Genomic DNA, 19268 nt, shown 5'->3' with positions numbered 1-19268 from the left:
TCAGGTGAAAGCGCCGCCCGATATCGACGGCGCCCAGCGCATCAGACGGCAAACAGCAGGAATTCCCGTTCCCACGAACTGATGACGCGCTTGAAGTTTTCATGCTCGGCCCGCTTGACCGCGACGTAGCCAGTGATGAAATTTTTGCCCAGGTACTTCTCGATGGTTGAGCTGTGTTCCATGCGTTCCAGCGCATCTTCGATGGTCAGTGGCAGTCGCAGGTTGCGGCGTTCATAGCCACGGCCCACCACCGGCGCACTTGGGTTCAGGCCTTCGACCATGCCGATGTAACCGCAGAGCAGGCTCGCGGCAATCGCCAGGTACGGGTTGGCATCGGCGCCCGGCAGGCGGTTTTCCACCCGACGGTTTTGCGGCCCCGCATCCGGTACCCGCAGGCCCACGGTGCGGTTTTCTTCGCCCCACTCCACGTTCACCGGTGCCGAGGTGTCCGGCAGGAAGCGGCGGAACGAGTTCACGTTGGGAGCGAACAGTGGCAACAGCTCGGGGATGAGCTTCTGCAAGCCACCGATGTGGTGCAGGAACAACTGGCTCATGGTCCCGTCTTCATTGGAGAAGATGTTCTTGCCGGTCTCCATGTCGATGATGCTCTGGTGCAAGTGCATGGCACTGCCCGGCTCGCCGGTCATCGGCTTGGCCATGAAGGTCGCGGCCACATCATGCTTGAGCGCGGCTTCGCGCATGGTGCGCTTGAACACCAGGATCTGGTCGGCCAGGGACAGGGCATCGCCATGACGGAAGTTGATTTCCATCTGCGCCGTGCCGTCCTCGTGGATCAGCGTGTCGAGGTCCAGGTCCTGCAGTTCGCACCAGTCGTAGACATCTTCGAACAGCGGATCGAATTCGTTCGCCGCTTCGATGGAGAACGACTGGCGACCGATTTCCGGGCGACCGGAGCGGCCGATCGGCGGTTGCAGCGGATAATCCGGGTCGTCGCTGCGCTTGGTCAGGTAGAACTCCATTTCCGGCGCCACGATTGGCTGCCAGCCTTTGTCGGCATAGAGCTTCAGGACTTTCTTGAGCACGTTGCGCGGCGACAGCTCAATCGGGTTGCCCTGTTTGTCGTAGGTATCGTGGATGACGATGGCGGTCGGCTCGATAGCCCATGGCACCAGATACACCGCGCTCTGGTCGGGACGGCAGATCATGTCGATGTCGGCCGGGTCGAGCAGTTCGTAATAGATGTCGTCTTCGACGTAATCGCCGGTCACGGTCTGCAACAGCACGCTTTCTGGCAGACGCATGCCTTTTTCGGCGATGAATTTGTTGGTCGGCGAAATCTTGCCCCGGGTAATCCCGGTCAAGTCAGCGATCATGCATTCGACTTCTGTGATCTTGTGGTTTTTCAACCAATCGGTGAGCTGGTCGAGGTTGTTACTCATAAATGCCTCTAGGCTTTGAGTTTCCTGACGTTGTGTGTCAGGCGATGTTTGACGCATCGGCGTCGCGTTGAAATGCGTGTCTGGCACAGGCTACCGTGGTTTTCCGGACAGCCCGGTAAACGTCGGGCGTGCGCAACCGCCAACGGTACTCTGCACGATGGCTGAGCCGCTATTGTGAATCGGTTCTATATTGAATGGAGTAACCGTAATGGGTGTGCCATCAGGGCCGTCCAGAATATCGGACAGGGAGGGTCTGACCGCCTGGGAAACACGGATCACCGACAGGCTCGAAGCCGCAGCGGCTACAGTGTTGGCGTAAATGTCGCCACTGATGTGATAAGCATGCCGACCGTTCTGCGTAGAGCAGGCGGTGACGCCGATTAACGGCAGGCGAGACATGAAGCACCCCGGTATTATTGCTGTTATGGGTTTGATTCGAGCTTAGCCTTGTTCATTTTTTTACACAACACCCCCGTAAAAAATACAACACGGTCCGCTCAAACGTGCTGGAGCCATGTCTCTCGAGAACAAAAAAATGCCCCAAAGTGCCCCATAAATGCCCTCATGGCGCTTTTTCAGGGCACATAAGGCCTCGCTTGACTTCGGCAGGCCGTTCGGGTTGACTGAAACCAGAAAAGATCAATGATTGATATTTTTAACAACAAAGGTGTTGCATCATGTCGGTACCCCCGCGTGCCGTTCAGCTTAACGAAGCGAACGCGTTCCTTAAGGAACATCCTGAGGTTCTGTACGTTGACCTTCTGATTGCGGATATGAATGGTGTGGTGCGCGGCAAGCGCATCGAACGCACCAGCCTCCACAAGGTTTACGAGAAAGGCATCAACCTGCCGGCCTCTCTATTTGCTCTGGATATCAACGGCTCGACGGTGGAAAGCACCGGTCTGGGCCTGGACATCGGTGATGCTGACCGAATCTGCTATCCAATCCCCGACACCCTGTGCAATGAGCCCTGGCAGAAGCGCCCGACTGCGCAACTGTTGATGACCATGCACGAACTCGAAGGCGAGCCATTCTTCGCCGACCCGCGTGAAGTGCTGGCCAATGTCGTGCGCAAGTTCGACGAAATGGGCCTGACCATCTGCGCCGCGTTCGAACTGGAGTTCTACCTGATCGACCAGGAGAACGTGAACGGTCGTCCGCAACCACCTCGCTCACCGGTTTCCGGCAAGCGTCCGCACTCGACACAGGTCTACCTGATCGACGACCTCGACGAATACGTCGACTGCCTCCAGGACATTCTGGAAGGTGCGAAAGAGCAAGGCATCCCGGCCGACGCCATCGTCAAGGAAAGTGCCCCGGCGCAGTTCGAAGTGAACCTGCACCACGTGGCCGACCCGATCAAGGCCTGCGACTATGCAGTGCTGCTCAAGCGCCTGATCAAGAACATCGCCTACGACCATGAAATGGACACCACCTTCATGGCCAAGCCTTACCCAGGCCAGGCGGGTAACGGTCTGCACGTCCATATCTCGATTCTCGACAAAGACGGCAAGAATATTTTTGCCAGTGAGGATCCCGAGCAGAACGCCGCGCTGCGACACGCGATCGGCGGTGTGCTCGAGACCCTACCCGCACAAATGGCTTTCCTCTGCCCGAACGTTAACTCGTACCGTCGTTTCGGTGCACAGTTCTACGTGCCGAACTCTCCGAGCTGGGGCCTGGACAACCGCACCGTGGCCCTGCGCGTTCCGACCGGCTCCGCCGACGCGGTGCGTCTGGAGCACCGTGTGGCCGGCGCCGATGCCAACCCGTATCTGCTGATGGCTTCGGTCCTGGCGGGCGTGCACCATGGTCTGGTCAACAAGATCGAACCGAGTGCTCCGGTGGAAGGCAACAGCTACGAGCAGAACGAGCAAAGCCTGCCGAACAACTTGCGCGATGCGTTGCGTGAACTGGACGACAGCGAAGTCATGGCCAGGTACATCGATCCGAAATACATCGATATCTTCGTCGCGTGCAAAGAGAGCGAGCTGGAGGAGTTCGAACACTCCATCTCCGACCTTGAGTACAACTGGTACCTGCATACCGTGTAAGCGGCTGCAGTAAAAAAGGAACGCCGCCGGCTGATAAGGCCGGCGGCGTTTTTTTATGGCCGCCTTCGGCGGATCGCTGGCAAGCCAGCTCCCACAGGGACAGTGAGTAACCTGTGGGAGCTGGCTTGCCAGCGAAGGCGTCCAGGCAGACAACACAGATGCCTGCACTTACAATGCCCCCTGCCCCGCAGGAGACTCCAATGACGCGCACCGCCACCCCCCGCAAACCCCGCGCAGCCAGCCAGGCCCGAATCGACTCGATACTCGATGCCGCCCGCACACTGCTGGCCGCCGAGGGCGTGGCCAGTCTGTCGATCTACAGCGTCGCCGAGCGCGCGGAGATCCCGCCCTCTTCCGTCTACCACTTCTTCGCCAGCGTCCCGGCCCTGCTCGAAGCCCTGACCGCCGACGTCCACGCTGCGTTCCGCGCCTGCTTGCAAGCGCCTATCGACCATCAAGCCCTCGGCGGCTGGCGCGATCTGTCGCGATTGGTGGAGCAGCGCATGCTGGCGATCTACAGCGAAGACGCCGCCGCCCGCCAGTTGATCCTCGCCCAGCATGGCCTGACCGAAGTCACCCAGGCCGACCGTCAGCACGACATTGAACTGGGCGACCTGATGCACAAGCTGTTCGACCATCATTTCGAATTGCCGAAATTGCCGAGCGATGTCGATGTGTTTGCCCTGGCCATGGAGCTCGGTGACCGGGTTTATGCGCGCTCGGTGCAGCAACATGGGCAGATCACTGCGCGCATGGCGGAAGAAGGGATGCGGGTGTTTGATGCGTATCTTGGGTTGTATTTGCCGCCGTATTTGCCCAAGCGCGCCAATCCTGCGTGAGCGGGTCAGGCCTCTTCGCTGGCAAGCCAGCTCCTACAAGAGTATGCAGTCACCCGTAGGAGCTGGCTTGCCAGCGAAGGCGTCCGAAAGCATAAAACCCCGAAGGGCGCTCCGGGGTTGTGCGCACTGCACGCGCTTACAACTTGGCGATCGACACCTCAGTGGATTTCACAAAGGCGATCACTTCGCTGCCCACCGCCAGCTCCAACTCTTTCACCGAACGGGTGGTGATCACCGATGTGACGATACCGGAAGCGGTTTGCACGTCGATTTCCGACAGCACGTCACCGAGGACGATTTCCTTGATGGAGCCTTTGAACTGGTTGCGGACGTTGATGGCCTTGATAGTCATGATGTTGATTCCTGTCGTTGGATAAGGCTTGAGTTATTGAGCCCACCGCAATTGCGTAGGCAAGGGTGAAACAGGTTCCGGCTCCGGCGGTTGGCCGGGCAGTGACAGCACGCGATTGAGGACTTCGGTTTCCAGCGCCGCCAGTCGATGGGAACCGCGTATCCGAGGGCGCGGCAGCTCTACGTGCAGGTCGAGGCCGACTTCGCCGTCTTCGATCAGGATCACCCGATCGGCAATCGCCACTGCTTCGCTGACGTCATGGGTGACCAGCAACACCGTGAAGCCATGCTGTTGCCAGAGCCGCTCGATCAGTTGCTGCATTTCGATCCGGGTCAGCGCATCCAGCGCGCCCAACGGTTCGTCGAGCAACAGCAGGCGCGGTTGATGAATCAGCGCGCGAGCCAGGGCCACACGCTGCTTCTGCCCACCCGACAACGCCGCCGGCCACTCGTTGGCGCGATCCGCCAGACCGACCGCGTCCAGCGCTTCCAGCGCTTGTGGGCGCCAGTTGCCCTTGAGTCCGAGGCCGACGTTGTCGATGATCTTTTTCCATGGCAGCAGGCGTGCTTCCTGGAACATCAACCGGGTGTCTTCCCGCGCTTCACTCAAAGGTGCGGAACCGGCCAGCAGCTCACCGCCCGTCGGCTGATCGAGACCGGCCAGCAAGCGCAACAACGTGCTTTTGCCGCAGCCACTGCGACCGACCACCGCGACGAACTGACCGGCCGGAATGTGCAGGTCGATCTCGCGCAGCACCTGCCGCGAGCCGAACGTTTTTTGCAACTTGCGCACTGCAAGCGGAATCCCGCGCAGCAGGCGTGGAGGTTGTTGAGCAGTCATGCGGCACCTCCCTTGACGACCTGATAGGCCGGGTGCCAGCGCAGCCATACACGCTCAAGACCACGGGCGGCGAGGTCGGCCAGTTTGCCAAGCACCGCGTACAGCAGAATCGCCAGCACCACCACGTCGGTCTGCAAGAACTCACGGGCATTCATTGCCAGATAGCCGATGCCGGAACTGGCGGAAATGGTTTCGGCGACGATCAGCGTCAGCCACATAAAGCCCAGGGCGAAGCGCACACCGACCAGGATCGAAGGCAGCGCGCCCGGCAGAATCACCTGGCGGAACAGGCTGAACCCGGACAAGCCGTAACTGCGGGACATCTCCACCAGCGCCGGGTCGACATTGCGGATGCCGTGATAGGTGTTGAGGTAGATCGGGAACAAGGTGCCCAGCGCCACCAGGAAAATCTTCGCCGACTCATCGATGCCAAACCACAGGATCACCAGGGGAATCAGCGCCAGGTGCGGCACGTTGCGGATCATCTGCACCGAACTGTCGAGCAGGCGTTCACCCCATTTCGACAGACCGGTAATAAAACCCAGGGTCAGACCAATGCTGCCGCCAATGGCAAAGCCCAACGCGGCACGCCAGCCGCTGATCGCCAAGTGCGTCCAGATTTCACCGCTGCGCACCAGGCTGACACCGGCTTCGATCACGGCGATGGGCGCCGGCAGAATCCGTGTCGACAACCAGCCCGCCGATACCGACAACTGCCATACCGCCAGGAGCAATACCGGCAACGCCCAGGGCGCGAGGCTGTGGATGATTTTCTTCATGGCGCGCCTCAGCTCTGGGACGCGGCTTTGGGAAGAATATCGTTGGCGACCATCTCGCCGAACGGGCTGACGTAACCGGCGCTTTTCGGCAACTCGGGACGTTCGATATCCAGATGCGGGAACAACAGTTCAGCGACGCGGTACGACTCTTCCAGGTGCGGATAACCGGAGAAGATGAAGGTGTCGATGCCCAGGTCGGCGTATTCCTTGACGCGGGCGGCCACGGTCGGGCCATCGCCCACCAGCGCCGTACCGGCACCGCCACGCACCAGACCGACACCGGCCCACAGGTTGGGGCTGACTTCCAGGTTGTCGCGACTGCCACCGTGCAGCGCCGCCATGCGTTGCTGGCCGACCGAATCGAAGCGCGCCAGCGAGGCCTGGGCGCGAGCGATGGTGTCGTCGTCCAGGTGCGAGATCAGGCGATCCGCCGCTTGCCAGGCCTCGGCGTTGGTTTCACGCACGATCACATGCAGACGAATACCGAAGCGCACGGTGCGACCGAGCTTGGCGGCTTTGGCGCGCACCTGTTCGATCTTTTCGGCAACGGCTGCTGGCGGCTCGCCCCAGGTCAACACCATTTCCACTTGTTCTGCCGCCAGGTCCTGTGCCGCTTCCGAAGAACCACCAAAGTACAGTGGCGGACGGGGTTGCTGGATCGGCGGATAGAGCAACTTCGCGCCCTTCACACTGATGTGCTGGCCGTCGTAATCGACGGTTTCACCTTCCAGCACGCGGCGCCAGATGCGGGTGAATTCCACAGAGGCCTGATAGCGCTCTTCATGGCTGAGGAACAGGCCATCGCCGGCCAACTCTTCCGGATCACCGCCTGTTACCAGGTTGAACAGCGCCCGCCCGCCAGACAAGCGATCCAGCGTCGCCGCCTGACGCGCCGCCACCGTCGGGGAAATGATCCCGGGGCGCAGGGCGACGAGGAATTTCAGGCGCTGGGTCACCGGAATCAGCGACGCCGCCACCAGCCACGAGTCTTCGCAGGAACGGCCGGTCGGAATCAACACCCCACCGAAACCCAGGCGATCCGCCGCTTGCGCGACTTGTTGCAGGTAACCGTGATCGACGGCGCGAGCGCCTTCGGCGGTGCCAAGGTAATGGCCGTCGCCGTGGGTAGGCAGGAACCAGAAGATATTGAGGCTCATGGAGTGGTCTCCTTGGGGAATCGGTTTACTGGGCTTTCGCTACGGCCGCCGGTGGCGTCCAGATCACGTCTTTGATGCTCAGCGGCTTGGGAATCAGCTTGAGCTGGTAGAAGCTGTCGGCGATTTTCTGCTGGGCGGCGACCACTTCCGGGGTCAGGAACAGCGCGCCGTAGCCTTGGCGTTTCACCGAGGTCAGGGTGATGTCTGCCGGCAGGCCGAGCAGTGGCGAAACCTGTCGGGTCACGTCCTGCGGGTTAGCCCTGGACCACTCGCCGACGGCGCGCACTTCTTCCACCAGGGTCTTGATCACCTCGGGATTCTTTTGAGCGTAAGGTTTGGTCGCCAGGTAGAACTGATGGTTGTCGACGATGCCCTGCCCATCGCGCAGGGTGCGCGCTTGCAGTTGTTGCTCGGCAGCCGCCTGGTACGGGTCCCAGATGACCCAGGCATCGACACTGCCACGCTCGAACGCGGCGCGGGCATCGGCAGGTGGCAGGAATACGGTCTGGATATCGGTGTATTTGAGGCCGGCGTCTTCCAGTGCGCGAACCAGCAGGTAATGCACGTTGGAGCCTTTGTTGAGGACGACTTTCTTGCCCTTGAGCTCCGCCACCGATTTGATCGGAGAATCCTTCGGCACCAGGATCGCCTCGCTGTGGGGCGCAGGCGGTTCGTAGGCGACGTAGAGCAAATCAGCGCCCGCTGCCTGGGCGAACACGGGCGGTGTTTCACCGGTCACGCCGAAGTCGATGGAGCCGACGTTCAGGCCTTCGAGCAGTTGCGGGCCGCCGGGGAATTCAGTCCATTGCACGTCCACGCCTTGGGCGGCGAGGCGTTTTTCCAGGGTGCCTTTGGCTTTGAGCAGCACCAGGGTGCCGTATTTCTGATAGCCGATTCGGAGGGTTTCAGCTTGAGCTTGAGTAATGGCGCCGAAGGTGACAGCCGCAGCAAACAGAGCGACCAGACCGCGACGCAAAATGACAGGGCGCATGGCGCTCTCCTTTTTGCAGTTGGGTTTTGGCTGCACCTGCTTGCCCGTTAGCGGGCGAGTAAGGCCAGTACATCAATCTTCAGGTGAGGCTTAAATGCTCCAGCGAGCACTCAACAAACGATCATTCAACAGGTTCGGATCGAGCGGCTTGGGCCGTCGCGCCATGGCGCTGAAAAACAACTCCAGCGATTCATTCAGTCTTTCTTCCAGCTCCGGCGCCAACTGCGCCTGGGCGCTGCCTTCGCCGTAAGCGATCTGACTATCGACCGCGAAAATGCCCTGGAGCAGTTCCTGGGCTTTCAACGCCGACAACACCGGTTTGAGCGCGTAATCCACGGCCAGCATGTGGGCGATACTGCCCCCGGTGGCCATCGGCAGAACCACTTTGTGAGCCAGAGCGCGCTCGGGCAGCAGGTCCAGTACGGTTTTCAGCGCACCGGAGAACGAAGCCTTGTAAACCGGGGTGGCAATCAACAAGCCATCGGCGTTTTCAATCTGTTGCAGCAGGTCGATCACCTTCGGGCTGTCGAAGTGTGCATGCAGCAAGTCTTCAGCCGGGAAGTCCCGTACCTGGTAACTCACCACCTCCACGCCCTGCCCTTGCAACCAACGCCGAGAGCGCTCCAGCAGCACCCCGGAACGGGAGCGTTGGCTGGGACTGCCACCGAGTGAGACAACCAGCATTCAGACGATTCCTTGAACGGTGTCGGCGATTCGCGGTTTGCGATCTCGCTTCGATGGAGTGACCTTAACAGGTGATTTATATATCCATAAATCATATTTATTCATTTGGTTATTCGTTTAAGAGATATGAAAATCAACATTCTCCAGGCAAAAAAACAGGCCGTCGAAACGGCCTGAAATCCCCTGCTTTGTGTATCTGTACATACCCCCTGTGGGAGCAAGGCTTGCCCGCGATGAATACAACTCGGTATTTCTGTCGTGACGCAGGACGCCATCGCGGGCAAGCCTTGCTCCCACAGGTTCGCGCTACCGGTTCGGTTGTGGGGTCAGGCGCAGGTATGGCTTAACGGCGCGATACCCCTTGGGAAACCGCTGTTTGATCTCGTCTTCATCCTTGAGTGACGGCACGATCACCACCTCGTCACCGTCCTGCCAGTTGGCCGGAGTGGCCACTTTGTAGTTGTCGGTGAGTTGCAGCGAGTCGATCACCCGCAGGATTTCATTGAAGTTGCGGCCCGTGCTTGCCGGGTAGGTGATGGTCAGCCGGACCTTTTTGTTCGGGTCGATCACGAACAGCGAGCGCACCGTGAGGGTGTCGTTGGCATTGGGATGGATCAGGTCGTAGAGGTCAGAGACCTTGCGGTCGGCGTCGTCGAGGATCGGAAAGTTGACAACGGTGTTCTGGGTTTCGTTGATGTCTTCGATCCACCGATGGTGCGAATCCACCGGGTCGACCGACAGCGCGATGGCCTTGACCCCACGCTTGGCGAATTCATCTTTCAACCTGGCCGTGAAGCCGAGCTCAGTGGTGCACACCGGCGTGAAGTCCGCCGGATGGGAAAACAGCACGCCCCAGCTATCGCCCAGCCATTGGTGGAAACGGATGGTGCCGGCACTGGAATCCTGTTCGAAGTCGGGGGCAATGTCGCCCAGTCTGATGCTCATGGTGTCGCTCCTGATGTGTGCTGTTGAGCTCAACTGTGCCTGGGTTTCTTATCTATTAAAAAGAATAAATATCAATTTATTTAGATCGAAAAGAAATATTAAAGATCTGTTCACTGGACGCGATCACGCATCCCGCCGAACATCGCCGACAAGGTTCGAGAAGGCCTTGAGTTGCTGCAAAGAGGGGAATTTCAAGACGGGTTTACGGGGGTGAGCCCGGCTTGAAAAACGAAAAAGCCCCGCCCGGCGTGATGCCGGGCGGGGCTTTTTTTTGCTTCGATGATTACAACAGCGGGATCGAGTAGCTGACGATCAGGCGGTTTTCGTCCTGGGAACGAGTGTTCGGCAGGTCGGTACGCCACATGGCGTTTTTCCACGTCACGCCGAGGTTTTTCAACGCGCCCGACTGGACGACGTAACCCACGGTCAGGTCGCGTTCCCACTCGGACTTGTCACCGGCAACGTTATTGATGTTGTCGCCGTGCAGGTAAACGGCACCGGCGGTCAGGCCGGGTACGCCAAGCCTGGCGAAATCAAAGGAGTAGCGACCCTGCCAGGTGCGTTCGCCGGCACGACCGAACTTCTGGATCTGCGAGTCGGTGATGGTGTAGTTCGACGAGCCGTCACCCTGGTTCAGCCAAGGGAAATCGCTGTCGCCCGTGCTGGCCTGATAACCACCACCAAAGGTGTGACCGGCAACGGAGTACAGGAACAGGCCGCTGTACAGGTTGTTGTCGACCTTGCCCTTGGTAACGCCACCGCCGTAGTAACCGGTCGTGAAGAAGTTCTTGTCGTTACCATTGGCGCCGTCGCTGCGGCTGTTGAAGTAACGGAAATCAGACTTCAGTACGCCAGGGCCGATTGCCCAGTTGTGAACCAGACCCAGGAAGTGCTGCTTGTAGAACTCTTCCAGGTTGCCGTAGTAGTACTGGGCGGTCAGGTCTTTGGTGATTTTGTAGTCACCACCGGCGTAGATGAACTTGTTGCTGTCGCGCGCCGAAGCGGTACGGCCGTTGGCACCCGAGATCGACAACTGTTGGTTGTTGCTCGAGTTACGGCCTTTTGCCTGCTCGATCTGACCACCGATCAGGGTCAGGTCCTTGATGTCGTTCGAGCTGATCTGGCCACCCTGCCAGGTTTGCGGCAGCAGACGACCGTCGTTGGTCACGATCACCGGCAGTTTCGGCTGCAGAGTGCCCAGCTTCAGTTCCGTCTGGGAAACCTTGGCTTTGGCCGTCAGGCCCAGGCTGGAGAAGTTATCAACCGCTTCGCCGTTGGATTTGCTTGGGAAAACAGTGCCGCCATAAGAGTTGCTTGTTGCACCGTTGGTGCCGCCACCCGAGTCCAGCTTCACGCCCAACAGGCCAATGGCATCAACCCCGAAGCCGACTGTGCCTTGGGTGTAACCGGAGATGAAACGCAGATCGAAGCCTTGGCCCCATTCTTCGTTTTTGTTCGGACCGGTGCCGTCACGGTAGTCGGTGTTGATGTAGAAGTTACGCAGCCCCAAAGTAGCCTTGCTGTCTTCGATGAAACCGGCGGCGCTCGCCTGCTGCGCCAAAACCCCTACGGCCACAGCCAGGGCCAGGGTGGACTTGTTCATGTGTTTCGCTCCTATCGTTTCTAATTCTTGTGTTGCCGGTCCTGGGTCGAATGCCCCGGATCCTTGAGTTGCGTGATCAGCGCCAGATCGTGCCCACCGGTCGATCCTGACCTGCCGTGTTGCTACAGCGCCGGCCTGACCACCCTTTTTTGGGCCGCGCAGGATACATGCTCATAAAGCCAAAAAGAATCAGTTCATTCTTATTAATAGCGTAATGGAATATGTATTTGCGGCAGTTGTCCGAACCAAGACAGAGGTACTGGTTTGAAAACCCATTCCGGAAGTTGTTCGAGGCGAAAAGTGAAGCGGGTCGTGCGGGGGCCTGATGGTGTCAGGTGGGGCTACTTTAGGTGTTTGCGGACAAATCTAAAAAGAATAAAAAATAATCACGTGCAACTTTTATGGAATATAAAAACAAAGCCGAAAAAAAGCCTCGTCCGCAGACGAGGCTCTTTTGGCTACTGCTTACATGAAGCTGTAGGTGTAGTTGAAGATCAGACGGGTCTGGTCTTGGTCAGCAGTGCTGGTGTTCCCGGTATAAGTACCGTGACGCAGCGTCGTACCAAAGCCTTTGAGTGGACCTGTTTGAATCACGTAGTCCACACGCGCATCGGTCTCGTGTTCATTCAGGTCTGGACCAGAACCGCTGGTAGCCTTGATGTTTCGGCCATCCAGGTAAGCAATCGAAGCTTTCAGACCTGGCACGCCCAGTGAGGCGAAGTCATAGGAATACTGACCGTAAGTGGTGTTTTCACCGGCACGGATAAAGCTGCCAACCGTGGCATCGGTAAAGGAGTAGAAGCTGGAGCCGCCGGCACCTTCTTGACGACCCTGGCTATCAATAAGGCTGCCCTGGTTCAAGAAAACGAAGCCGCCGTCGTCGTTGACACGCTGATGACCGAGCAGGAACGCACTGCCGCCCAGGGTGTAAGTGAACGTGGCGCTCCAGGTCTTGTTATCAACCTCGCCCGGGGTCTTGGCGAAACCACTGTTGTTGTTGAATTGGTAGCCGGCCGTGCCGTTGCCGTTCTTGCCGTCAGAGCTGCTGTCGAAATAACGAATATCGGTCTTGAACGACTGATTCGGCGCGATCGGGTAAACGTGCACCAGGCCGAGGAAGTTCTGTTTGTAGAAGTCTTCCAGGTTCGCGTAGTAGTACTGCAGCAACAGGTCTTTGGTGACCTTCCAGTCAGCACCGGCGTAACGGAACTGGTTGCTGTCCTGAGTAGCGCCATTCACAGACAGGCCAGTGGAGTTCGAGGAGGCGCGACCCTGCGCGTGCTCCAGCTGACCCAGGTTGAAGGTCACGTTGTCGATTTCCTTCGAGGTGATGGTGCCACCGTCAAAGGTTTGTGGCAGCAAACGGCTGTCGTTCGCGATCAGGATCGGCATGTTGGGTTGCAGGGCGCCACCCAGGTGGGCCTCGGTCTTCGAGAAGCGTGCCTTCACGTTGGCTGCTGCACGGCTCCACTCGTCGGCAGACGCATCGCCATCGCTAGGGAAGAATGAGTTGGCGTTACCAGTTGGGTGATGGCCCTTGCCACCGTCCAGATGGATACCTACCAGCGCTTGGGCGTCGATACCGAAACCAACGGTACCTTGGGTGAAACCGGACAGGTAGTCGAACTTGAGACCTTCAGCGGTTTCGCGCTGCCTGTTTTTAGCATTACTAGGAGCGGTACTACTAGGAGCTTCACGCACATCGGCGTCGTAATACATGGTGCGCGAACTAATGGAAGCCTTGCTGTCTTCGATGAAACCCGCGGCGCCTGCCTGCTGCGCCATAACCCCTACAGCCACGGCCAGTGCCAACGTGGACTTGTTCATTGTTTAAGCTCCTATCGTCTCTAATTCTTGTGTTCCTGGCCCGGAATCAATGTCCCTGGTCCTAAGATGCGCGATTAGCGCCAGAGCGTGACCCACAAGTCAATCGTAACCATGTGTGTCTACGACCATAGTCTAATCCCCGGTTTTTTGGTCCCTGCAGGTCATGAGTTCGTCATAAACCTGAAAAGAATGCATGAATCCTTTTCTCATACCCTTTAGGAATTTATCTCACCCCCCTTAGCGTAGAGCAGCCGGCTCATAAGCTAATTCCTAAATGGTATTTATTAGGCGTTTTTTAGATCGATTAGGTTTGGAAGCAATTCCGTAACAATTCCAATCGAAAAGGCCAACGCCATGCCGACCAAACGCGCACTATCCAGCCCAATTGTTACAGTTTGTGTATCGTTCGTAATATCTTTTTCCGCCCATGCGGCGAACCTTACCGTCGGCTACCAGACGGGTATCGACCCCAGCAAAGTGCCCCAGGCGGATGGCCTCTACGAAAAAACTATCGGCGAGAAAATCGACTGGCGACGCTTCAACAGCGGCCCCGAAGTGGTAACGGCCATTGCGTCGGGCGATGTGCAAATCGGCAACCTCGGCTCCAGCCCGCTGGCGGCGGCCGCTTCGCGCAACCTGCCGATTGTCGCGTTCATCGTGTCCGCGCAGATCAACGCTGCCGAGGCGTTGGTGGTGCGCAATGGCAGCGGCATCGAGAAACCCCAAGATCTGATCGGCAAGACCATCGCCACGCCGTTCGTTTCCACCTCTCACTACAGCCTGCTCGGGGCACTCAAGCACTGGGGACTGGACGCCTCGAAAGTCAAAGTGGTGAACCTTCAGCCAGCGGAAATCGCCGCCGCCTGGAAGCGTGGGGACATTGATGGCGCGTTCGTCTGGTCGCCCGCCCTGGGGGAAATTCGCAAGACTGGCAAGACCTTGACCGATGCGGCACAGGTCGGCCAGTGGGGCGCGCCGACGTTCGAGGTCTGGGTGACGCGCAAGGATTACGCCGAGAAGCACCCGGACGTAGTGGCTAAATTCGCCAAGGTCACCCTGGACTCGTTCGCCGACTATGCAGCGCATAAAGACAGCTGGACTGCGGACTCCGTACCAGTACAGAAAATCGCCAAATTGACCGGTGCCAATGCCGCTGATGTGCCGGAGTTGCTGGCCGGCTCCGCGTTCCCCGACGCAAAGGCGCAACAGACCCGCGCGCTGCTCGACGGCGGTACGGCCAAGGCCATCGGCGAGACGGCGAAGTTCTTGAAGGAGCAAGGGAAGGTTGAAACGGTACTGCCGGATTACTCGCCGTATGTCAGTGCGAAATTCGTCACCGAGTAACCCCACCGACCTGTAGGAGCCGGCTTGCTGGCGAAGACGGCGGGTCAGTCGACATATTTGTCGTCTGAAAGAACGTCTTCGCTGGCAAGCCAGCTCCTACAGGGATCGAATCGTGATCAGAGGGCTTTTTCGAAGATCTTCGAATTACGCTGATAGTTGTACAGCGACGCCCGCGCCGATGGCAGGCGCTCGACGCTGCTCGGTGCAAATCCACGCTCGCGGAACCAATGAGCCGTGCGGGTCGTCAGGACGAAGAGGGTTTTCAACCCCTGGGCCCGGGCGCGGGTTTCAATGCGTTCCAGCAGTTCATCGCCGCGACCGCCATGACGGTACTCCGGGTTCACCGCCAGGCACGCCAACTCCCCGGCATCCGAATCGGCAATCTGATACAGCGCCGCGCAGGCGATGATCATGCCTTCGCGCTCGACCACGCTGAACTGCTCGATCTCACGCTCCAGCACCTCGCGGGAACGCCGCACCAGAATCCCCTGCTCCTCCAGCGGGCTGATCAAGTCCAGCAATCCACCGACGTCTTCGATGGCCGCTTCGCGCACCACTTCGAATTGCTCCTGGGCCACCAGGGTACCGCCACCGTCGCGGGTGAAGAGCTCGGTCAGCAGTGCGCCATCCTCGGCGTAGCTGACGATGTGGCTGCGGGCCACGCCGCCACGGCAGGCTTCGGCCGCGGCATCCAGCAGCTCGGCCTGGTAATTGCTGCCCAGACGCTGCAAATGCGCCGGCACCTGTTGCGGACGCAGTTCGCGAACCAGGCGTCCGTGCTCATCGATCAAGCCAAGGTCGGCACCGAACAGCAGCAGCTTGTCCGCCCCCAGGTCGATGGCCGCGCGAGTGGCGACGTCTTCACAGGCAAGGTTGAAGATTTCACCGGTCGGCGAGTAGCCCAACGGCGACAGCAGCACGATGGAGCGCTCGTCCAGCAGGCGATTGATGCCCTTGCGGTCGACCCGGCGCACTTCGCCGGTGTGGTGATAGTCGACACCTTCGAGCACACCGATCGGCCGTGCGGTCACCAGATTGCCGCTGGCCACCCGCAGGCGCGAGCCCTGCATCGGCGATGAAGCCATATCCATCGACAGCCGCGCTTCGATGGCGATGCGCAGCTGGCCGACGGCATCGATCACGCACTCCAGGGTCGCCGCATCGGTGATGCGCATGCCGTGGTGGTAATGCGGGGTCAGGCCGCGGGCGGCAAGGCGCGCTTCGATTTGCGGGCGGGAGCCATGAACCAGCACCAGTCGCACGCCCAGGCTGTGCAACAGCACCAGGTCGTGGACGATGTTACCGAAGTTGGGGTGCTCGACGCCGTCGCCGGGGAGCATGACGACAAAGGTGCAATCGCGGTGGGCGTTGATGTAAGGCGAAGCGTGACGAAGCCAATTGACGTATTCGGGCATGAACCTGGGCCTGTAATAAATAGCAGCCGAAAAAAGGGCGAAACAGAAAACGCACAGCGGGCTGGTGGTTATCGTCGGAACAGGCTTGGCGACACGCGCGCTCTCCTCATGAATACGGGTTGGGACACTGGCAATTTATAAGTTCTGTCAGCCAAAACACAAACCCCTGTGGGAGCGAGCCTGCTCGCGAAGGCGATGGGACAGGCAACATTGATGTTGACTGTAACGGCCTCATCGCGAGCAGGCTCGCTCCCACATTGATTGCATTCAACGGACTGGCATTGGCGCCGGTGTCAGGCAGTAATGTTCAATCAACTGACGTAATAGATGCACCGTAGGCTGCAAACGTGACATTTCGAGGAATTCCCCCGGTTGGTGAGCGCAGGCGATATCGCCAGGGCCGAGCACCAGCGTTTCGCAGCCAAGACGCTGAAGATAAGGCGCTTCGGTGCCGAACGCCACTGCTTCGGCGCGATGGCCGGTGAGCTTTTCAGCGATTCGCACCAGTTCCGCATCCTCGGCCTCTTCGAACGGCGGCACGGCGGGGAATAGCGGCGCGTAATCGATCTTGACCTGATGCCGCTCGGCAACCGGCTTGAGCCGTTGCAAAATCTCGGCACGCAGGACCTTGGGGTCCATGCCCGGCAGGGGCCGCAAGTCGAATTCCAGCGAACATTGGCCACAGATGCGATTCGGGTTATCGCCACCATGGATGCAGCCCAAATTCAGGGTCGGGGTCGGTACGCTGAATTGCGGATTGCGAAACTCACGCTGCCACAGCAAGCGCAGGCCGCGCAGTTCACCGATGGCATCGTGCATGGCTTCCAGGGCACTGTGACCCAGGCGCGGGTCCGATGAGTGACCGCTCTGCCCAAGGATATCGATGCGCTCCATCATGATGCCCTTGTGCATGCGAATCGGCTTGAGGCCGGTCGGCTCGCCGATCACCGCTGCCCGTCCCAACGGCCGGCCCGCTTCAGCCAGCGCACGGGCACCGGACATCGAGCTTTCTTCATCGCAGGTGGCGAGGATCAGTAGCGGCTGTTTGAACGGTTGATTGAGCAGCGGTATGACCGCTTCGATGGCGAGGGCGAAGAAACTCTTCATGTCGCAAACGCCCAAGCCGACCCAGCGGCCGTCAACCTCGGTGAGCTTCAGCGGATCGGTCTGCCACAGCGCGCCGTCGAATGGCACGGTGTCACTATGACCGGCCAGCACCAAACCGCCGGGGCCGGAGCCATAACTGGCCAGCAAATTGAATTTCCCAGGGCTGACCTGCTGGATGTCGCAGACAAACCCCAGGTCGCCGAGCCACGCGGCCAGCAGGTCGATCACCGGACGATTGGATTGATCGAGGCTCGCCTGGGTGCAACTGACGGACGGTGCAGCGATCAGTGCAGCGAACTGATCTTTCATGGACGGCAAAGGCATCGCTGACTCCAACTCCCGAATTGAAGTCCATCATAGAGCCATCCAATGACAGGAATAAACCGTTGCGGCGCGCTGCCTGGTTCACTGCTGTACACTGCACGACCTTGGCAGCCACATATTCCCCCGGCTGCGCTCCCGATCCTGGATTTTCCGGCCATGCAGAAAGAAACCGAAATCAAACTCCGCGTCAGCCGCGAAACCCTCGCTGCCCTGCGCGAGCACCCATTACTGAAAAAACGCAACAAAAGTGGCTGGGAACGCCGTGAGTTGATGAACCAATACTTCGACACCCCCGAGCGCGACCTGGCCCGCGCCAAGGTGGCCCTGCGCCTGCGCAAGGATGGTGAAGACGTAATTCAGACCCTCAAGACCCGTGGCCACAGCGTCGCCGGCTTGTCCGAGCGCAACGAATACGACTGGAACCTGCCCAAAGCCAAGCTCGACCTGAAGAAACTCGACGGCGAATGCTGGCCCGAGGAACTGGCCGAACTGGACAAGAAAGCCCTGAAGCCGATCTTCACCACCGACTTTGTGCGCGAGCGCGCGGAAATCGCCTGGGGTCGCGGCAAGACCAAAGTGGTCATCGAAGCCGCGCTGGATCTTGGCCACGTGGTCGTCGGCAAGCAAAAAGAAGAAATCTGCGAGCTGGAACTGGAACTGCGCGAAGGCGAACCGGCCGCTCTGCTGGAACTGGCCGCCGAACTTGCCGCGACCCTGGCCCTGATGCCGTGCGACATCAGCAAGGCCGAGCGCGGCTATCGCCTGTACGACGCCCACAGCTACTCGTTGAGCCTGCCGGCACCGCAACTCACCGCCGAAACCCCGCTGGACGACGCCTTCGCCGCGCTGTGCTGGCACCTGCTGGGCAGCAGCCAGCGTCTGGCCGAGCAATATCGCTTCAACGGCCACTGGCGCCTGCTGCAAGACTGGGTGGAAAACCTTGCCGAACTGCGTGCACTGGTCAGCAGCCTTGGCCAAGCGGCGCCACGTCAATCGACCCACGACCTGCGTGCCGCGCTGGATGCCTTGCTCGAAGACTGGCGTCCACTGGTCCAGGCCGGCATGGACGATGAGGACGTGCGCAAAGCCGCGCCGGAACAGTTCCTTGAAGAACTCGAGGACCCGCGTTGGGGCCTGTTCTCGCTGAACACTTCGCGCTGGTTGCTGGCCCGCACCTGGACCGCCGACCGCAATACCCGCGGCAATCGCCAGGGCGCTGCACAACTGGGTAGCTGGTTGCCGCGGCTGTTGGGCGAAGAAGCCAACTCGCTGCAATTGCAGCGCTATCAGCAACAACCGGAAGACCTGGCCGAGCAACTGCCGCGCATCGAACGCATCCAGTCCTGGCTGCATCACGCGCGAAATGTGCTGGAGATCCCGGAAATGGATCGCCTGTATGGCGAACTGAACAAACTGGCGCAACTGGCTAACGAGCCGATCACCGACGAAGCCCTGGATGCGCGCAAGCAGCAGGCGATTGCGGTTTATCAGAATCGCGCCTGGAAAACCCTTCTGCGCCTTTAATACCGCTATCGCGAGCAAGCTTTGCTCCCACAGTGCCGGTGTCGAGCCCAAATCTGGCGGTCGACTCAAATCTGTGGGAGCAA

Annotated in this window: 17 protein-coding genes; 4 read left to right on the top strand and 13 right to left on the bottom strand. The window is 59.5% G+C overall.

From position 1 onward, the window contains the following. Nucleotides 1–41: 41 nt before the first annotated feature. Entirely contained in the window at nt 42–1400 is a 1359-nt protein-coding gene (locus tag GPL81_RS00660) for a glutamine synthetase family protein (RefSeq protein ID WP_160104805.1), read from the bottom strand. 90 nt (nt 1401–1490) lie between these two features. Then, nucleotides 1491–1799: a hypothetical protein gene (locus GPL81_RS00655; protein WP_178122550.1), complete on the bottom strand. Its 309-nt coding sequence runs from the start codon at nt 1797–1799 to the stop codon at nt 1491–1493. 278 nt (nt 1800–2077) lie between these two features. Here GPL81_RS00655 and GPL81_RS00650 point away from each other — a divergent pair, with 278 nt between their 5' ends. Together GPL81_RS00650 and GPL81_RS00645 are read left to right on the top strand one after the other, a co-directional pair. Next, nucleotides 2078–3454: a glutamine synthetase family protein gene (locus GPL81_RS00650; protein ID WP_096514330.1), complete on the top strand. Its 1377-nt coding sequence runs from the start codon at nt 2078–2080 to the stop codon at nt 3452–3454. 200 nt (nt 3455–3654) lie between these two features. Next, entirely contained in the window at nt 3655–4293 is a 639-nt protein-coding gene (locus GPL81_RS00645) for a TetR/AcrR family transcriptional regulator (RefSeq protein WP_160104804.1), read from the top strand. Between the two features lie 136 nt (nt 4294–4429). On the opposite strand, the gene GPL81_RS00640 is transcribed toward GPL81_RS00645, so the two are convergent. The 9 genes from GPL81_RS00640 to GPL81_RS00600 form a co-directional block, all read right to left on the bottom strand. Next, a complete protein-coding gene (locus tag GPL81_RS00640; protein WP_007967989.1) occupies nt 4430–4645 on the bottom strand; it encodes a TOBE domain-containing protein in 216 nt (71 codons plus the stop codon). A gap of 33 nt (nt 4646–4678) precedes the next feature. Continuing rightward, the gene (gene ssuB, locus GPL81_RS00635) at nt 4679–5485 is read right to left on the bottom strand and encodes an aliphatic sulfonates ABC transporter ATP-binding protein (RefSeq protein WP_160104803.1); all 807 of its coding nucleotides are present in this window, start codon (nt 5483–5485) and stop codon (nt 4679–4681) included. Continuing rightward, nucleotides 5482–6264: an aliphatic sulfonate ABC transporter permease SsuC gene (gene ssuC / locus GPL81_RS00630; RefSeq protein WP_046045148.1), complete on the bottom strand. Its 783-nt coding sequence runs from the start codon at nt 6262–6264 to the stop codon at nt 5482–5484. Before ssuC ends, ssuB begins: the two co-directional genes overlap by 4 nt. A gap of 8 nt (nt 6265–6272) precedes the next feature. Beyond that, nucleotides 6273–7421, bottom strand: coding sequence for an FMNH2-dependent alkanesulfonate monooxygenase (ssuD, locus tag GPL81_RS00625; protein ID WP_007939251.1), 1149 nt, complete (start codon nt 7419–7421; stop codon nt 6273–6275). 25 nt (nt 7422–7446) lie between these two features. Continuing rightward, entirely contained in the window at nt 7447–8412 is a 966-nt protein-coding gene (locus tag GPL81_RS00620; protein ID WP_160104802.1) for a sulfonate ABC transporter substrate-binding protein, read from the bottom strand. Nucleotides 8413–8502: 90 nt separating this feature from the next. After that, nucleotides 8503–9096, bottom strand: coding sequence for an NADPH-dependent FMN reductase (gene ssuE, locus GPL81_RS00615; RefSeq protein ID WP_096514325.1), 594 nt, complete (start codon nt 9094–9096; stop codon nt 8503–8505). Nucleotides 9097–9402: 306 nt separating this feature from the next. Beyond that, entirely contained in the window at nt 9403–10041 is a 639-nt protein-coding gene (locus GPL81_RS00610; RefSeq protein ID WP_096514324.1) for a peroxiredoxin, read from the bottom strand. Nucleotides 10042–10324: 283 nt separating this feature from the next. Then, entirely contained in the window at nt 10325–11644 is a 1320-nt protein-coding gene (locus GPL81_RS00605) for an OprD family porin (RefSeq protein ID WP_160104801.1), read from the bottom strand. A 465-nt stretch (nt 11645–12109) separates the two neighbouring features. Next, nucleotides 12110–13471, bottom strand: coding sequence for an OprD family outer membrane porin (locus tag GPL81_RS00600; RefSeq protein WP_160104800.1), 1362 nt, complete (start codon nt 13469–13471; stop codon nt 12110–12112). A 354-nt stretch (nt 13472–13825) separates the two neighbouring features. Between GPL81_RS00600 and tauA the strand changes: the two genes are divergently transcribed. Then, a complete protein-coding gene (gene tauA / locus GPL81_RS00595) occupies nt 13826–14815 on the top strand; it encodes a taurine ABC transporter substrate-binding protein (protein WP_160104799.1) in 990 nt (329 codons plus the stop codon). Nucleotides 14816–14931: 116 nt separating this feature from the next. On the opposite strand, the gene argA is transcribed toward tauA, so the two are convergent. Together argA and argE are read right to left on the bottom strand one after the other, a co-directional pair. After that, nucleotides 14932–16230 (bottom strand): amino-acid N-acetyltransferase, encoded by a 1299-nt coding sequence (gene argA, locus GPL81_RS00590; RefSeq protein WP_096514320.1) that lies wholly within the window; start codon nt 16228–16230, stop codon nt 14932–14934. A gap of 267 nt (nt 16231–16497) precedes the next feature. Beyond that, a complete protein-coding gene (gene argE / locus GPL81_RS00585) occupies nt 16498–17661 on the bottom strand; it encodes an acetylornithine deacetylase (protein WP_160104798.1) in 1164 nt (387 codons plus the stop codon). 156 nt (nt 17662–17817) lie between these two features. On the opposite strand from argE, the gene GPL81_RS00580 reads away from it, so the two are divergent. Beyond that, on the top strand, nt 17818–19185 hold the full coding sequence (locus GPL81_RS00580; protein WP_160104797.1) for a CYTH domain-containing protein: 1368 nt from the start codon (nt 17818–17820) through the stop codon (nt 19183–19185). The last annotated feature ends 83 nt before the right edge of the window (nt 19186–19268 follow it).

It is taken from the genome of Pseudomonas izuensis, assembly GCF_009861505.1.
In the GTDB taxonomy this organism is placed as follows: domain Bacteria; phylum Pseudomonadota; class Gammaproteobacteria; order Pseudomonadales; family Pseudomonadaceae; genus Aquipseudomonas; species Aquipseudomonas izuensis.
This window is presented reverse-complemented; position numbering and strand designations above follow the sequence as displayed.

Excerpts from the sequence above, each read along its gene's own strand:
- argA (WP_096514320.1), bottom strand. The coding sequence starts at position 16,230 with ATGCCCGAATACGTCAATTGGCTTCGTCACGCTTCGCCTTACATCAAC.
- GPL81_RS00600 (WP_160104800.1), bottom strand. The coding sequence starts at position 13,471 with ATGAACAAGTCCACGTTGGCACTGGCCGTGGCTGTAGGGGTTATGGCG.
- GPL81_RS00645 (WP_160104804.1), top strand. The coding sequence starts at position 3,655 with ATGACGCGCACCGCCACCCCCCGCAAACCCCGCGCAGCCAGCCAGGCC.
- GPL81_RS00620 (WP_160104802.1), bottom strand. The coding sequence starts at position 8,412 with ATGCGCCCTGTCATTTTGCGTCGCGGTCTGGTCGCTCTGTTTGCTGCG.
- argE (WP_160104798.1), bottom strand. The coding sequence starts at position 17,661 with ATGCCTTTGCCGTCCATGAAAGATCAGTTCGCTGCACTGATCGCTGCA.
- GPL81_RS00580 (WP_160104797.1), top strand. The coding sequence starts at position 17,818 with ATGCAGAAAGAAACCGAAATCAAACTCCGCGTCAGCCGCGAAACCCTC.
- tauA (WP_160104799.1), top strand. The coding sequence starts at position 13,826 with ATGCCGACCAAACGCGCACTATCCAGCCCAATTGTTACAGTTTGTGTA.
- GPL81_RS00610 (WP_096514324.1), bottom strand. The coding sequence starts at position 10,041 with ATGAGCATCAGACTGGGCGACATTGCCCCCGACTTCGAACAGGATTCC.
- GPL81_RS00650 (WP_096514330.1), top strand. The coding sequence starts at position 2,078 with ATGTCGGTACCCCCGCGTGCCGTTCAGCTTAACGAAGCGAACGCGTTC.
- GPL81_RS00640 (WP_007967989.1), bottom strand. The coding sequence starts at position 4,645 with ATGACTATCAAGGCCATCAACGTCCGCAACCAGTTCAAAGGCTCCATC.
- ssuE (WP_096514325.1), bottom strand. The coding sequence starts at position 9,096 with ATGCTGGTTGTCTCACTCGGTGGCAGTCCCAGCCAACGCTCCCGTTCC.
- GPL81_RS00660 (WP_160104805.1), bottom strand. The coding sequence starts at position 1,400 with ATGAGTAACAACCTCGACCAGCTCACCGATTGGTTGAAAAACCACAAG.
- ssuD (WP_007939251.1), bottom strand. The coding sequence starts at position 7,421 with ATGAGCCTCAATATCTTCTGGTTCCTGCCTACCCACGGCGACGGCCAT.
- GPL81_RS00655 (WP_178122550.1), bottom strand. The coding sequence starts at position 1,799 with ATGTCTCGCCTGCCGTTAATCGGCGTCACCGCCTGCTCTACGCAGAAC.
- ssuB (WP_160104803.1), bottom strand. The coding sequence starts at position 5,485 with ATGACTGCTCAACAACCTCCACGCCTGCTGCGCGGGATTCCGCTTGCA.
- ssuC (WP_046045148.1), bottom strand. The coding sequence starts at position 6,264 with ATGAAGAAAATCATCCACAGCCTCGCGCCCTGGGCGTTGCCGGTATTG.
- GPL81_RS00605 (WP_160104801.1), bottom strand. The coding sequence starts at position 11,644 with ATGAACAAGTCCACCCTGGCCCTGGCTGTGGCCGTAGGGGTTTTGGCG.